Source organism: Limnohabitans sp. 15K, assembly GCF_002778285.1.
Lineage (GTDB): Bacteria > Pseudomonadota > Gammaproteobacteria > Burkholderiales > Burkholderiaceae_C > Limnohabitans_A.
In genome coordinates, this window is sequence record NZ_NESM01000001.1 from 1,390,329 (window position 1) to 1,404,886 (window position 14,558).

Consider the following 14,558-nt stretch of genomic DNA (forward strand, 5'->3'; position numbering starts at 1 on the left):
TGTGGCGCTGATGGCGACAGCCTTGCTCGCGGCCCAAGGCTAAGATGGCAGCATGCACAAACTCTCATCGCGGCAATGGACGGTTCTGGTCTTGCTGACCCTGGTCTGGGGCATCAACTGGCCGATCATGAAAATCGGGGTCACAGGGTTTCCACCGCTGAGCTTTCGCGCCCTGTGCATGTGGCTGGGCACACCCGTGTTGGCTTTGGTTCTGGTGGTGCAGCGGGTACCGTTTCGCATAGGCCGTGAGCATTGGCGAGAGTTGTTGCTTCTGTCCACCTTCAACATGTTTTTTTGGCATGGCCTGATCATCGTGGCGGTGCAGTCGCTGTCCAGCGGACGGGCCGCAATTTTGGGCTACACCATGCCCATGTTCTCGGCTGTTCTGGGGGCGTGGGTGTTTGGCGACCGTCTGGACAAGCGGGCTTGGGGCGGCGTGGCTGCGGCCTCGCTCGGGGTGGTCTTGCTGCTCTGGCACGAGCTGTCAAATCTGAGTGGCAAACCTGTGGGCGTCTTGCTGGCTTTGGGCGCTGCCAGTACTTGGGCTTTGGGCACCCAACTTCTGCGCAGGACCTCAATGCCCGTGCCCACTTTGACCATTTCTTTTTGGATGGCTTTTCTAACGACCGGCGTCATGACGTTGTTGGCCATGGTGTTGGAGCGCGACCAGTGGCATGCGCCGTCTGACGCCACCTGGGGCGCCATCGTTTTCAATGCGGTGCTGGTCTTTGGTTTTGCTCAGGCTGCTTGGTTCTACCTGGCCCGCAGTTTGCCGCCTGTGGCTTCCACGCTGAGCGTGATGCTGATCCCGGTGTTGGGTGTGTTCAGCGGTGCGCTGTGGCTGGGTGAGGTGCTGCACTGGCAGGACTGGGCGGCCGTGGGTTTGATGATGCTGTCGATTGCGGCGGTGCTTTGGCCCAAGCGCAGCGCGGTTTGAATGGCTGTTTATCCCTGCACTGTCTTGAGGGCCAACACCAAGTCGGCCCAAGCTTTGGCTTTATCCGGCAAGTTGCGCAGAAGCGCATCGGGGTGGTAGGTCACCACCACGGGCACGCCCTGGAAGGTGTGGACTTGGCCGCGCAACTTGCCCAATGGCTCGGTCGACTGCAGCACCGCTTGAATGGAAAACCGCCCCATCACCACGATGACTTTGGGCTTGACCAAAGCCACTTGGCGGGCCAAAAAGGGGGCGCAAGTGGCCAGCTCTTGCGGACTGGGGTTGCGGCTGCCAGGCAGGCGGCACTTGAGGCTGCTGGTGAGGTACACGCCGCCTTGCCCTTCCGTGGTTGCTTCGCGGCTCAAACCGACGGCCTTGAGCATGTTGTCCAGCAGCTGCTTGGCTTGGCCCACAAAGGGCTCACCGTGTTGGCCTTCGGCTTCGACTTGCGGATCACCAATGAACATCCAGTCGGCTTGCACATTGCCCACGCCAAACACCGCTTGCTGGCGGTGCGAGCACAAATCACAGGCTTGGCAAGTGGCGACGGTGGTTTGAAGTGTGGCCCAGTCCATCTGGTCCACGCCGTCGGCCAAGGGTTTGCCCACCATGACCTCGGCTGTCGGCTTTGGCACAAGGGCAGGCGCAGGTGCTGGGGCCGCAGGTCGCGGTGCTGGCGTTGCCAAGGCTGCCACCGGGGCGGTCACCGGGGCGGTCACCGAAGGCGAGATAGAAGTGGCTTGGGCTGGAGCTTGGGCTGGTGTTTGAGCCTGAGCTTGCGGCTGATCATCGGCAGTGCCCTCACTGGTGCGTTGCGGCCACCACACGCGCACGCCCATCTCGGCCAGCATGGCGCGTTGGCGGTCGTCCAGGTCGAATCGGGTGGGGTCGCTCATGTTGGGGCTCACAGTTTCAAACTCATCACCACCGCATGCTCACGCTGCTGGCGGCCTGCAGGATAGTAATCCTTGCGGATGCTCACTTGCTTGAAGCCGTAACGCTCATACACATGCAAAGCGCGCTGGTTGCTTTGGCGCACCTCCAGCCACAGCCATTGCGCGCCTGCGTGGCGCGACCACAGCGACAAAGCGTCCAGCATCATGTGGGCCCAGCCTTGGCCCTGATGCGCAGGGGCCACAGTGATGTTGAGCAAGTGCATTTCTTCAAAGCCACGCATGGCCAAAAAGTAGCCCAGCAACTCACCCTCCAGCCACAGGCACTGGGCCTCAAACAGGGGGTTGATCGAATCGCGGAAATTGCCCCGCGTCCAAGGATGGCTGTACGCCATCTGCTCGATGGCGATCACCGCATCCAGGTCGTCCTGCGTCATCGGCGACAGCGTGACGCGGTTGCGCGTGGCCTCGGAAGGCTGCGTGCGGGCGGCGGGCTGGACGGGCGTCATGGCCAAAATCAAGCGGCGCCTGACGCAGGGGGCAAAGCGGCCCCGGCCAAGACGGCTTTGTCGTGCAAAGCTTGGGCCTTCATGACTTCGCGCTCGGCGGTGGTGTTGGCCACTTTGTCGCGGATGTACAGCGGCATGGCCTGATCGGCCGGCACGGCCAAGCCCTGAGCCCACAGGCCAGGCGCCAGGCGCAGCAAGGCAGCGGCAGTAGGCAGGGCTGTGCACCGGGAAACTGTGAGTTGGCCCGGCAACAATCGCTCGCCATAAGCTGCAAACGCGTTGCCCGCCAACAGCACCGTGCCGCCCTCGGGCAAGGCCAGTGACGCTGGGCTGGGGATGTTTTCGGGGGCACTGACTTGCAAGGGCGTGGCTGCTTGCCAATGTCCCTGGCCATGTGCTGGCTGCCATTGGTAGGCCGCGCTGTAAACCTCGTCCATTCGCGCATCCAGCAGCGCCAGCACGGTCAAGTGGGCATCGGGTGCCAGCAGACCCGCTTGCACCTGAGCCCAGCGGGCTTCTTCGGCCACAGCCAGCAAGGTATCCACGGGCAACACAAGCACATCGGCCCCAAAAGCCAAACCTTGCGCCACGGCGCACGCGGTGCGCAAGCCTGTGAATGAGCCCGGCCCTCGGCCAAACACGATGGCGTCAAGCGAGGCCAGCGGCATGTCGGCCTCGGCCAGCATGGCCAGCACCGCCGGGATCAAGCCGCTGGAAGCTTGTGCGCCACCGGGCAGGGTTTGTGTCCAGACTTGGTCGCCACGGGCCACGGCCAAGGACAGCACATCGGTACTGGTGTCAAAGGCCAGCCAACGCCCTGCTTGGGTGGTGGCGCTCATGCCTTGCCTCCAACCGCCAACGTGGGGGTGACCACAGCAGGCTTGGCTTGGCGCACGCCAAACAAAATGCCGCTGGTGACCAGCGCCAGCCCGGCCAGCAAATTCCAGTGCATGGGCTCACCCAAAAACCAGACCGCGCCCAGCGCCGACAAACCGGGCACCAGCGCCGTGATCATGGTCGAGCGCACCGGCCCATAGTGGCGAACCATTTGCGTGAAGGTGATGCCGGAAATGACCACCGAGCCCACGCCCTGAAACACCGCCTGAAAAACGATTTCTGTCCAAGGCACTTGCGTCAAATGGGTGGGCAAGACGCCCATCCCGATCAAGCCCAGATAGACCGGTACAAAAGTGACGAAAGCAAACGCGGTGATGGCCATGGTGGCTCGCACCGCGTCCAGTCCATGCCGACGCACCGTGACGCTGTAAGCCGCCCAACAGCAGGCAGCGGTCATGAAAAGCAAATCGCCCTTCCAAACCTCACCGCCGTCAAAAGCCATGAGCAAGCTCGCGCCACCCACCAACACATCGCCCAACACAATGAAGCCCAGACCCACCGCGCGGGCCGACGAGACTTTTTCGCGCAGCACCAGCCAAGCCAGCAGCGTGGTCCACAGGGGCAAGCTGCCAGGCATCAGAACAGAAGCATGGGCGGCGGGCGCAAAAAAGAAACCGTTGTAGGCCAAGACCGCGTAAAGCAAGCCGCCCAAAAACCCCGCCTGCACTGTGGGCGCCAAAGGCAAAGGAGACAGCCCACCCAAAGAACCCACCGATTGCCCTGCAAGACGCGCCGGGCGCATCAACCACCATGCCCAGGGCAACAAGACGGCGCTGGCCCCCAAAATGCGGGCGAGCGCAATGTCCAAAGGCAGCAAACCCCTTGAAGCGGAAGCGCGCGCAATGACAATGAAACCGGTCCAGATGAACACCGTGATGACCGCAGAAGCCAGACCCACGGTTTTTGAAGAAAATCGCATGGCCCGAATCATACGGGGCCGCCGCCCTCTTTCTGGCTTGACCTGATGAACGTCACCCCTGCCCGTTAGACTCGACCGATGCTTTTTACCCGCGCCTTGCGCCCCCATGTCGACACGCTGGCCCATGGCCTTTGGAGTCAGCCCTTGTGGGTTCGCCGCAAACCCCATGGCACCTTCGGCGGGTTGCTGTTGCTGGCACTGACCGTGAGCGCCGCTTTGGCTTGGCCTGCCCACGCCCAAAACGCCACCACAACAGCACCCCATTCACCGGCTCACAACCCATTGCCTCGCCAGGTGCTGCAGGCCCTTCAACAAGCGCAAGTCCCGCCATCGGCCTTGAGCGTCCAGATCACCCCCTTGCCAGACAGCCCGCTCTCGGGCAAAGCCCCTCGCCAGTTGTCCTACCAAGCGCAAGCCCCTGTCAACCCTGCTTCGGTCATGAAGCTGTTCACCACCTATGCGGGGCTGAGCTTGCTGGGGCCTGATCATGTCTGGCGCAACCGCATCTACACCGATGGCCTGCTGCGCGATGGTGTTTTATCGGGCAACCTGATCGTGCGCGGCAGCGGCGACCCCAAGCTGGTCGTTGAGCGCCTGCAAGACCTGCTGGCCCAAGTACAAGCCGCAGGCGTGCGCGAGGTGCGGGGCGACATCGTTTTGGACCGCAGTGTGTTTGACGTGCGTGAACGCAGCGAGCCCTTTGACGACGAGCCCCTGCGCCCTTACAACGTCTCACCCGACGGCCTGCTGGTCAACTTCAAGGCGGTGGTTTTCAAGTTCACGCCCGATGCCGCAGGCGGGCCCGTGCAAGTGCGCTTTGAGCCGCCGCTGGCCGGCTTGTCAGTCACCGCCCAACTGCCCGCCACACAAGTGCCTTGCAACGACTGGCGACGCCAACTGCAAGCCGACTTCAGCCAGCCCTTGCAGGTGCGCTTTGCAGGCAGCTACCCCGTTCGCTGTGGCGAGCGAGAATGGCCTGTGGCTTATCCCGATCCAGAAGCCTATGCGCCGCGTGTGGTGCGCGCCCTTTGGCTGGGCGCGGGCGGGCAACTCACCGGGCAAGTTCGTTATGGCACGAGACCCACATCTGCTCGCTTGCTGCTCGAAGCGCCGTCCATGCCTTTGGCCGACATCATCCAGGACATCAACAAGTTCTCGAACAACGTGATGGCCCAACAGCTTTTCCTGACACTGTCGAGTGAATTGGGATCACCGGGGCGCTTTGAAGCTTCGCGACTGCGCTTGTCGCAGTGGTGGCGCACCCACTTTGCAGGACACCCCGAACCCGAATTGGAAAACGGCTCGGGCCTTTCGCGCAGCGAGCGCAGCACCGCCAATGCTTTGACGGCATTGCTGCAAGCCGCCAACGCAGGCCCGCACGCCAAGTACTTTGTCAACTCTCTCTCACTGGCAGGCATCGATGGCACCACCGCACGGCTGAAAGACCGGAACCCACAATCACCAGTCATTGGAAACGCCTGGCTGAAAACCGGCTCGTTGCGCGACGTGGCATCGGTCGCGGGCTATGTGCAAGGACAAAGCGGCCAGCGCTACAGCGTGGTCGCCATCATCAACCACGCCAATGCGAACCTGGCGCGGCCCGCGCTTGACCAATTGCTGGAATGGACGGTGCGTGACACGAACAACACCGACAGTGCACGCCCTGCAGCCAAAACCCCGAGACCCTGAACCATGACCTTGATCGACTGGGTGGGCTCTTTGGCCGCCTTCCTCACGACCGCCAGCTTTATTCCGCAAGTTTGGCAAACCTTTCGGACCCGCGATGTCAGCGGCATCTCGCTTGGCATGTACAGCCTGTTCACCGTGGGTGTGGCCTTGTGGTTGGTTTATGGCGTGCTCATGATGGCCTGGCCCATCATCATCGCTAACACCATCACCACCAGCTTGGCATTGATGATTTTGATGATGAAGTTGCGTTACCGCTGAGTATCTGCCCGGCTGAAATCGATGACAAATCAGTGAATACCCCATGGCTTGAATCGTTTCACTCGACTAAAGTGAAAAAGAACGAGTGTTCTTTTTAATCCAATGGAGACAAACCATGAAAACATTGAAGTACGGCATTCCGATGCTTGGCGCAGCCCTTCTCGCTGCTTGCGGCGGCGGTGACACAGCGAATGGCACTCTGATCGATAGCCCAGTTTTGCTGGCCACCCTGACCAAAGCACAGTTTGACGGTGGTCCGCTGACGGCATTGAGCGGCAAAGCCAAATGTGACGTCAAAGTCGTTTCCCTCAACTATGTGACGCCAGGTGCCAAGGGTGAGAGCTCCAATGCCTCAGGCGTTTTGTTGCTGCCCTCGGGCGCCGACTGCACTGCCGCCGCACCTTTGGTCGCGTATGCCAAAGGCACCGATGTGCAAAAACCCCGCACACTGGCCAACCCTGCAGATGGCGAAACATACTTGCTGGCGGCCATGTACGCCAGTCAGGGTTATGCCGTGGTGGCCACCGACTATCTGGGCTTTGCCAAGTCCAACTACAGCTATCACCCCTATCTGCACGCAGACTCTGAAGCCACATCGGTCATCGACTCGATTCGCGCCGCACGCAAAGCGGTGCTGTCTCAAGGCGCCAGCCTCAACGGCAAGGTCATGCTGACTGGCTACTCTCAAGGTGGTCACGCTTCCATGGCGGCTCACCGTGAGATCGAAAAGAACTTGTCATCTGAGATCAACGTGGTGGCGGGCGCTCACTTGGCTGGGCCTTACAACCTGTCGGGCTCGATGAAACTGACAGAGGCCATTGCAGGTTACCAATTCTTTGTGCCCTACCTGGTCACCGCGTGGCAGAAGATTTATGGCAACTTGTACAGCGATGTCAAAACCGCCTTCAAAGCGCCTTATGCTGACGGCATTGAGTCCTTGCTGCCCAGCCCTACATTGAACTACACCACACTGGTCACCAGCGGCAAGCTGCCGGGCATCAACGGCGAAACACCGAACCAAGCCCGCGATGCTTTGTTCCAGTCAGCGTTCAGCAGCGACATCCTGACCAACGCCAACAACGCCACATTCCTGGCCGCCAAAAAGAACGACTTGCTCGATTGGACACCCAAGTCGCAACTCATGTTGTGTGGCGGCAGTGGTGACCCCACCGTGCCGCCTGCCGTGCACCAGGCTGTCATGAAAAAGGCTTTTGATGACAAGGGTCTGAAAAACGTGACTTCTGTGGATGTGGACCCTTACATTGCAGCCACTTACGGTCCGGTGACTTTGGCCAATGCTGCGACCTACTACGGCAATTACCACGGCACTTATGAACCACCGTTCTGCCACGCACAAGCCAAAGGCCTGTTCGATTTGGTGAAATAAGCCCGCTTAAGCCGCGGCCCGCTGCAACCTGTCCCGCACGCCTTCCCATTCGGGCGTGTCGGGCGGCAGTTGCACCCAAATCTGAGTCACACCCCGGGCGTCCAAGTCTCGCAACACGCTGAACAAGTCGTGCGCAGCTTGTTCGGCCGTCGCTGCTTGCTGTCGCCACAGCACCCCTGCACCCCAACCCTGTTCGTCCATGGGGCGCTCGGTCGACCACACGCCTAAGTTGTTGGCGTGTGGTCCCAAAGCTTGCAGCTTGTGCGCGATGTCGGCGGCGATCATGAGCCGCACTTTGGCGCGGGGCGCATAGTGCGACTCGAGCGTGCCCGAAGCGCGTGGGGCGGATTGTCCAAGCACCTCTTGCGGCGTATCTTTGTCCAAAACGGCTCGGCCACAAGCCGCTTCAATGTGCGCCCGTGTGATGTGCCCTGGGCGCAGCAGCACCGGCTCGCCGCGGGTGCAGTCGATGATGGTGGACTCGATGCCCACATCGCATTCGCCACCGTCCAAAATCAACAAATCAGGGCCCAACTCGGACTGCACATGCGCTGCGGTGGTGGGGCTGACGCGGCCAAATCGATTGGCGCTGGGGGCAGACAGGCCGTCCACACCCATGGCCGCGCAAGCGCGAAGGAGCTGCTGGGCCAGCGGGTGCGAAGGGCAACGCAAGCCAATGGAATCTTGCCCTCCGGCGGACGCACTGGCCACGCCGCTTCTGCGCGGCAGGATCAAGGTCAAGGGACCAGGCCAAAAAGCCTGCATCAAGCGCTGCGCAAACTCGGGCACTTGCCCCGCAAACAGCGGAACCTGGTCCGCGCTGGCCACATGCACGATCAAGGGATGATCGGCCGGGCGGCCCTTGGCCACAAAAATTTTCGCCACAGCATCGCCGTCGGTGGCGTTGGCCGCCAAGCCATAAACCGTCTCGGTGGGCAAACCGACCAAATGGCCGTCACGCAAAGCTTGTGCAGCCTGCGCAACAGCAGCATCCGAGGCATTCAGGATCATGGTGGCCTTTAAAACGCTGCAATGCCAAGCAAAGCCGCAGCTTGCAAGGCGGTGGAACGAACCGCCTCAGACGTTGTGCCGGTGATGTTCAGGTGCCCCATCTTTCGGCCGGGTCGGGCCGAGACCTTGCCATAAAGGTGCAAATGCGTGCCGGGTAACGCCAGCACTTTGTCCCAGGCGGGGCTAGTACCCTCGGGCCACAAATCACCCAGCAAATTGAGCATGATCGACGGCGAGTGCTGGCGCGGCTGCGTGAGTGGCAGGCCCGCCAAAGTGCGCACCTGCAGCTCAAACTGCGACTGGTCGCAGGCGTTCATGGTGTAGTGGCCGCTGTTGTGCGGGCGCGGCGCCATCTCGTTGACCACCAACTGGCCGCCTTCCAGGATGAAGAATTCCACACACAGCACGCCCACATAGTGGATGCCTTCGGCAATGGCACGGGTGGCGGCCACGGCCTGTGCTGCGAGGTCGGCAGGCACAGCGCCTTCGTACACGCTGGTCACGGCCAGAATGCCATCGCGGTGCTCATTGAGTTGGACCGGAAAATTCACCATCTGCCCGTCTGCGCCACGCGCCACGATGACCGAACACTCGGCCTTGAGCGGCAGCATTTTTTCAAGCACGCAGGGCACGCTTTTGAGCTCGATCCAAGCGGCCACCAGCTCGGCACGGGTCTTGACGCGGATCTGGCCTTTGCCGTCGTAGCCCATGCGGGTGGTCTTCAAGATGCCGGGCAGCAAATCGTCGGTCACAGCAGCCATCTGATCGGCTGTATCGATGACGGCATGCGGGGCCACCGGCACGCCACAGCGCACAAAGTGGGCTTTTTCGGCAGCACGGTCTTGCGCAATGGCGACCGCGTCGGCACCGGGCGCCACGGGGCACTGCGCGCCCAAGGTACGGAGCGCTGGGGCGGGTACGTTTTCAAATTCGGTGGTCACTGCGGCGCAGCACGCCAACAGTTGCTTCAGGCCCTGCTCGTCCAAGTAGTCGGTCTGGATGTGGTGGTGGCTCACCAGACCAGCTGGGCTTGTGGCGTCGGGGTCGAGCACCGCCGTGAAGTAGCCCATGGCCTGCGCAGCGTGAGCGAACATGCGGCCCAACTGGCCGCCGCCCATTACCCCCAGGGTGGTGGGCTGGCCATTGACCATGGACCCCGGCAAGATGGGGCGGCTCATGCGGCCCCCACGGGGGGCAATGTCATGGCACGGGCCGCAGCGGTTTGCTCGGCGCGGAAGGCTTCGAGCTTTTGGCGCAAGGCTGGGTCGTTGTTGGCCAGCATGGCCACCGCAAACAATGCCGCATTGGCCGCACCCGCCGCGCCAATGGCGAAGGTGGCCACAGGCACGCCCTTGGGCATTTGCACGATGCTGTGCAGCGAGTCGACGCCCGACAAAGCCTTGGTTTGGACCGGCACGCCCAGCACCGGCACCACGGTTTTGGCCGCCAGCATGCCAGGCAGGTGGGCTGCGCCGCCTGCGCCCGCGATGATGGCTTGCAAGCCTCGTGCAGCGGCGGTCTCTGCATAAGTGAACATATCGTCCGGCATTCTGTGGGCTGAAACCACACGGGCGTCGTGAGCGATGCCAAACTGTTGGAGAATCTGGACTGCGTGCTGCATGGTGTCCCAGTCGGAGCTGGAACCCATGACGACGCCGATGAGCGCTTGAGTCATTGGGTGCTTTTTGTGATCAATGTTGAATTTTAAGGTTTCGCTCCACCCGGAGCGGAAACACAACCCGGAACCCTCCCCGCCATGATGGACGTCACGATACAAAACTTTGAAACCGAGGTGATCGCCGCTTCGATGGCCACGCCCGTGTTGGTGGACTTTTGGGCCCCCTGGTGCGCCCCGTGCAAGTCGCTGGGCCCCGTGCTCGAAAAAGTCGAGACCGCCTACGAAGGCCGTTTCAAACTGGTCAAAATCAACTCCGACGACGAGCAGCAACTGGCCCAGGCCTTTGGCATCAAAAGCCTGCCCACTTGCGTTTTGCTCATCAACGGCCAACCGGTCGACGGTTTCATGGGCGCATTGCCCGAAGGCCAGGTCAAGCAGTTTCTAGACAAACACCTGCCCGCAGAGAGCGAACTGCAAGCACAAGCCGCTGCCCAAGAAGCCCATGAACATCTGCAAGCGGGTGACGCCGACAGCGCCCGTGCCGCCCTGGAGCAGGCTTTGGCCACCGACCCGGGCAACGACGATGCGCGTTTTGACTTGGTCAAGCTGCTGATCGGCCAAGGGGAGTTGGCCGAAGCTTCCGCATTGCTGGCCCCGACCATGGCCCGCATTCCGGTGCCGCTGCGCTTTGAGGCACAAACCCAATGGCTCAAAGCCTTGGAGTTTGTGACCACCGACCCCCGCGGCGAATGGGAGTTGGACCAATTTGACGCCTTGATTGCCCAAAACAAACGTGACTTTGACGCCCGTTTTGCCAAAAGCCGTCTGCTGATCGCGATCGGCCAATGGGAGGCGGCGATGGACGAATTGCTCGAAATCATCATGCGCGACAAAAAGTGGGAAGACGAAGCCCCCCGCAAAACCTTTGTCGCCCTGCTGGAGTTGATGACCCCGCCCAAGCCCAAAACGCAAGACGCGACAGGCAAGTCGGCGGGTGGCATCGAGCTGATGGGCAAAGCCGCCATGCAAGAAGACCCCCACCTGGCCATGATCTCCAGCTACCGGCGCAAGCTGAGCATGATGCTCAACTGAGCACAGCTCAGTCCTCAAACAAAAGCCCGGTCCGGCTGCAGTGGTGCAGACGGATCGGGCTTTTTAACGAGCGCACCGCCAAACGCCTCAGCGCAGCGCCCCTGCCTGGCGCTCGATGTCCATGCGCATGCGCTGCAGCATCCCCAGCGACATGAGCACCTCGCCTACCACAAACATGGGCCCCACCAGCAGGCCCACCAGGTCATCGACAAAGGCCGGTTTGCGTCCCTCGAAATAGTGGCCAATGAACTGGAGCACCCAGCCGATGAAAAACAGGCCCAAGCCCGCCTGCCAAACCGCCAAACCCAGAGATTGCGCCAGGGGTGGCACCTCGTGGGCGGCCGCGATCAGCACGCCATTGACCAAGGAGGTGGCCACGCCCAGCAACACATCGCCCCGGCTCAGGTACCAAAGGCTGGTGAGCGCCCACAAGGCCCAAGCCAGCGTCAGCGTGTGACCGGCCACAGACCAGGCCGGACCCAGCACCAAGACACCGACGGACATGAAAATCAAGGGAATGCCCGCCAAATGGGTGGCGATGTTGCGGCGATCGCGGTGGTAATGGGCGTACTGCACCATCAAGGCGGTCGCAGGGCGGAAAAGTGTCATTCGATCCTCTTGTTCTGGCGCTCAAAGCGCCCAATGTAATACTTGTCGTTACAGAAATTTACGGGTTTTGCTCAGGTGCACCATCACTGCCTGCGCTTTTTCAAACGGTAACAACCTAGAATTTAACCATCACTTTTGGACTCATTTTCAAACCATGCCACGCACCGAGCCCCTGATCACCCCTGAAGAGCTGCAATGCCTGCTCGGCGGTGCGTCTGTGCGCGTGAACGTCCCCACACGCAATCTACTGGCTCAAATGCCATCTTTGCATTTTGGCGCTGCACTCTGGCTGGTCAAGGGTGTTTTCCTGTATGCCGTGCTCATGAGCCCCGATGCCGCCAACCTGGTGGGCAGCAGCCGCTACCTGTGGATGCGCGGAAGCCTAGAGCTGGTATGCCTGGCTGCATTTTGGGGCGCATCCCTGCACCCACGCGGCCCAACGGTCGCACGCGCCAGCTTGCTGGTGGCCGGTACCACCTTGCTGCTCGATGCCATGACGCTGCTGGCGTTGCCCAGCTGATTTCGCAAGCCCCAAGACAAAGGCGCTGCATTGCAGCGCCTTTTTTGTGCCCGACATGCCGTGCGCTTCAGGCCATCAGCTTTTTCATGGCCTCTTCGTATTTGGCAGCGGTGTTCTCAATCACCTCGCGGGGCAGACGCGGCGCTGGCGCTGTTTTGTCCCAAAGCTTGCCATTGACCTGAGCGGTCTCCAGCCAGTCGCGTAAAAACTGTTTGTCGTAACTGGGTGGATTGGACCCTTCCACATAGCTGGCGGCGGGCCAGTAGCGCGAAGAATCGGGCGTCAGCACCTCGTCCATCAGCACCAAGGTGCCGTCGGCGTCCAGACCAAACTCGAACTTGGTGTCGGCAATGATGATGCCTTTGGTCGCAGCGATGTCGCGGGCCGCCTTGTAAAGCTGAATGCTGATGTCGCGGATGCGGGTGGCCAGATCGGCGCCGATCATGGCCACGGTTTGCTCGAAGGTGATGTTTTCATCGTGCTCACCCACGGCGGCTTTGGCCGCAGGGGTGTAGATGGGCTCGGGCAAACGGCTGGCGTTTTTGAGGCCTGCAGGCAACTGAACGCCACACACGGCTTGGTTGTCTTGGTATTCCTTCCAGCCACTGCCTGCCAAATAACCACGCACCACCGCCTCAACCGGAAGGGGTTTCAAGCGCTTGACCAGCATGGAGCGGCCGGTGACCTGAGGCACTTCTTCGGCGCTGACCACACTTTCGGGGGCATCGCCCGTCAGGTGAATCGGGCAGATGTTCAGGCCTTTAGGGCCAAGCTGGTCAAACCAGAACAAGGCCATTTTTGTGAGCAAAACGCCTTTGCCTGGAATCGGCTCGCCCATGATCACGTCGAACGCGCTGATGCGGTCAGACGCCACCATCAAGATGCGGTCATCGCCCACCGCGTAGTTGTCGCGCACCTTGCCACGCGCCAGCAGGGGCAAGGAGGTCAGGGCCGAAGTGTGGAGGGCAGAAGTCATGGCAAAAACAATCAGGCAACAGCAAAAAAGAAAAAGGCCCGTTGAACAGGCAACGGGCCATTCGGCGAAATTATCGCAGCCTCAGTGGACGACTTGCGCCAGTTCGCCCTTGGCGTATCGGCCCGCAAATACTTGCAAAGTTTCGCCCTTGATTTTGGACGCTTGGCCTTCGCAACCGAACTGCAGGTAACGAAGCTTGCACAGTTGTTTGGCCGCTTCGCGAGCGGGTTTGAGCCATTCACGCGCGTCGAACTTGTCGGGGTTTTCTGCCAAGAACTTGCGGCAAGCTGCGGTCATGGCCAAACGGATGTCGGTGTCGATGTTGATTTTGCGCACGCCGTGCTTGATGGCTTCTTGGATTTCCTCGACGGGCACGCCATAGGTCTCCTTCATGTTGCCGCCATATTGGTTGATCATGGCCAACAACTCTTGCGGCACGCTGGACGAGCCGTGCATCACCAAATGGGTGTTGGGAATGCGCTGGTGGATTTCCTTGACACGGTAGATCGCCAAAATGTCGCCCGTGGGCTTGCGGCTGAACTTGTAAGCGCCGTGGCTGGTTCCAATGGCAATGGCCAACGCGTCCAGGCCCGTGGCCTTGACGAACTGGGCCGCTTCTTCGGGATCGGTCAGCATTTGGCTGTGGTCCAGCTTGCCTTCGGCGCCGATGCCATCTTCCTCGCCGGCTTCGCCGGTTTCCAGATTGCCCAGACAGCCCAATTCGCCCTCGACCGACACGCCCATTTTGTGGGCCATGTCCACCACCCGGCGGGTGACGTCGACGTTGTAAGCGAAGTCGGCGGGTGTTTTGCCGTCTTCCATCAAAGAGCCGTCCATCATCACGGAAGAAAAACCCAGATCGATCGCGCCCTGGCAAACCGCCGGGCTTTGGCCATGGTCTTGGTGCATGACCAGCGGGATGTGGGGCCACTGTTCGGTCGCGGCTTGAACCAAGTGCTTGATGAAGGGTTCACCTGCGTATTTGCGGGCACCTGCGCTGGCTTGCAGAATGACCGGTGCGCCGACTTCGTCGGCAGCGGTCATCACAGCCTGAACTTGCTCTAGGTTGTTGACGTTGAAAGCTGGAATGCCATAACCGTTGACGGCGGCATGGTCCAGCAGCTCGCGCAATGAAACGAGTGCCATGGTGGTGATTTCCCGGGGAAGTTGAAAATTCAGAGGCGCCGAGGTGTGCCCGGCCCTTAACTGATCAGGATTTTATAGGGTTCGGCCTGACACACCT

16 protein-coding genes are annotated in these 14,558 nt (G+C 61.0%); 6 read left to right on the plus strand and 10 right to left on the minus strand.

Going from position 1 to position 14,558, the window contains the following annotated elements; genetic code table 11:
- Window positions 1–52 precede the first annotated feature (52 nt).
- Window positions 53–937 (plus strand): DMT family transporter, encoded by an 885-nt coding sequence (locus B9Z40_RS06575; RefSeq protein WP_100172422.1) that lies wholly within the window; start codon window positions 53–55, stop codon window positions 935–937.
- A gap of 8 nt (window positions 938–945) precedes the next feature.
- Here B9Z40_RS06575 and B9Z40_RS06580 read toward each other — a convergent pair whose 3' ends face one another.
- Genes B9Z40_RS06580 through B9Z40_RS06595 form a run of 4 tightly spaced genes read right to left on the minus strand, consistent with a single transcriptional unit; the run spans window position 946 to window position 4,155 of the window.
- The gene (locus B9Z40_RS06580) at window positions 946–1,833 is read right to left on the minus strand and encodes a uracil-DNA glycosylase (protein WP_100172423.1); all 888 of its coding nucleotides are present in this window, start codon (window positions 1,831–1,833) and stop codon (window positions 946–948) included.
- Window positions 1,834–1,841: 8 nt separating this feature from the next.
- A complete protein-coding gene (gene rimI, locus B9Z40_RS06585; protein WP_100172968.1) occupies window positions 1,842–2,339 on the minus strand; it encodes a ribosomal protein S18-alanine N-acetyltransferase in 498 nt (165 codons plus the stop codon).
- A gap of 8 nt (window positions 2,340–2,347) precedes the next feature.
- A complete protein-coding gene (tsaB, locus tag B9Z40_RS06590; RefSeq protein ID WP_100172424.1) occupies window positions 2,348–3,178 on the minus strand; it encodes a tRNA (adenosine(37)-N6)-threonylcarbamoyltransferase complex dimerization subunit type 1 TsaB in 831 nt (276 codons plus the stop codon).
- On the minus strand, window positions 3,175–4,155 hold the full coding sequence (locus B9Z40_RS06595; protein ID WP_100172969.1) for a DMT family transporter: 981 nt from the start codon (window positions 4,153–4,155) through the stop codon (window positions 3,175–3,177). Before B9Z40_RS06595 ends, tsaB begins: the two co-directional genes overlap by 4 nt.
- Before the next feature lie 78 nt (window positions 4,156–4,233).
- Here B9Z40_RS06595 and dacB point away from each other — a divergent pair, with 78 nt between their 5' ends.
- The 3 genes from dacB to B9Z40_RS06610 all read left to right on the plus strand — a co-directional run bounded on the left by dacB (window position 4,234) and on the right by B9Z40_RS06610 (window position 7,489).
- The gene (dacB, locus tag B9Z40_RS06600; protein ID WP_100172425.1) at window positions 4,234–5,844 is read left to right on the plus strand and encodes a D-alanyl-D-alanine carboxypeptidase/D-alanyl-D-alanine-endopeptidase; all 1,611 of its coding nucleotides are present in this window, start codon (window positions 4,234–4,236) and stop codon (window positions 5,842–5,844) included.
- 3 nt (window positions 5,845–5,847) lie between these two features.
- The gene (locus B9Z40_RS06605) at window positions 5,848–6,102 is read left to right on the plus strand and encodes a SemiSWEET transporter (RefSeq protein ID WP_100172426.1); all 255 of its coding nucleotides are present in this window, start codon (window positions 5,848–5,850) and stop codon (window positions 6,100–6,102) included.
- Window positions 6,103–6,217: 115 nt separating this feature from the next.
- Entirely contained in the window at window positions 6,218–7,489 is a 1,272-nt protein-coding gene (locus B9Z40_RS06610; protein ID WP_100172427.1) for a lipase family protein, read from the plus strand.
- A gap of 6 nt (window positions 7,490–7,495) precedes the next feature.
- On the opposite strand, the gene B9Z40_RS06615 is transcribed toward B9Z40_RS06610, so the two are convergent.
- Genes B9Z40_RS06615 through purE form a run of 3 tightly spaced genes read right to left on the minus strand, consistent with a single transcriptional unit; the run spans window position 7,496 to window position 10,175 of the window.
- Window positions 7,496–8,500, minus strand: coding sequence for an L-threonylcarbamoyladenylate synthase (locus B9Z40_RS06615; RefSeq protein ID WP_100172428.1), 1,005 nt, complete (start codon window positions 8,498–8,500; stop codon window positions 7,496–7,498).
- Window positions 8,501–8,508: 8 nt separating this feature from the next.
- Window positions 8,509–9,678 carry a 5-(carboxyamino)imidazole ribonucleotide synthase gene (locus B9Z40_RS06620; RefSeq protein ID WP_100172429.1) on the minus strand — a complete coding sequence of 390 codons (1,170 nt, stop codon included), beginning with the start codon at window positions 9,676–9,678 and terminating at the stop codon, window positions 8,509–8,511.
- The gene (gene purE / locus B9Z40_RS06625; protein ID WP_100172430.1) at window positions 9,675–10,175 is read right to left on the minus strand and encodes a 5-(carboxyamino)imidazole ribonucleotide mutase; all 501 of its coding nucleotides are present in this window, start codon (window positions 10,173–10,175) and stop codon (window positions 9,675–9,677) included. The genes B9Z40_RS06620 and purE overlap by 4 nt, the downstream gene beginning before the upstream one ends.
- Window positions 10,176–10,256: 81 nt before the next feature.
- Between purE and trxA the strand changes: the two genes are divergently transcribed.
- Window positions 10,257–11,210 carry a thioredoxin gene (gene trxA, locus B9Z40_RS06630; RefSeq protein ID WP_100172431.1) on the plus strand — a complete coding sequence of 318 codons (954 nt, stop codon included), beginning with the start codon at window positions 10,257–10,259 and terminating at the stop codon, window positions 11,208–11,210.
- Window positions 11,211–11,297: 87 nt separating this feature from the next.
- Here the strand turns inward: trxA and B9Z40_RS06635 are convergent, their stop codons facing one another.
- Window positions 11,298–11,819 carry a DUF962 domain-containing protein gene (locus tag B9Z40_RS06635; RefSeq protein ID WP_100172432.1) on the minus strand — a complete coding sequence of 174 codons (522 nt, stop codon included), beginning with the start codon at window positions 11,817–11,819 and terminating at the stop codon, window positions 11,298–11,300.
- 154 nt (window positions 11,820–11,973) lie between these two features.
- Between B9Z40_RS06635 and B9Z40_RS06640 the strand changes: the two genes are divergently transcribed.
- Window positions 11,974–12,339: a hypothetical protein gene (locus B9Z40_RS06640; protein WP_100172433.1), complete on the plus strand. Its 366-nt coding sequence runs from the start codon at window positions 11,974–11,976 to the stop codon at window positions 12,337–12,339.
- A gap of 67 nt (window positions 12,340–12,406) precedes the next feature.
- Here B9Z40_RS06640 and B9Z40_RS06645 read toward each other — a convergent pair whose 3' ends face one another.
- Window positions 12,407–13,315 (minus strand): phosphoribosylaminoimidazolesuccinocarboxamide synthase, encoded by a 909-nt coding sequence (locus B9Z40_RS06645; RefSeq protein WP_100172434.1) that lies wholly within the window; start codon window positions 13,313–13,315, stop codon window positions 12,407–12,409.
- A gap of 81 nt (window positions 13,316–13,396) precedes the next feature.
- Entirely contained in the window at window positions 13,397–14,461 is a 1,065-nt protein-coding gene (gene fba / locus B9Z40_RS06650) for a class II fructose-bisphosphate aldolase (RefSeq protein WP_100172435.1), read from the minus strand.
- Window positions 14,462–14,558: the final 97 nt, after the last annotated feature.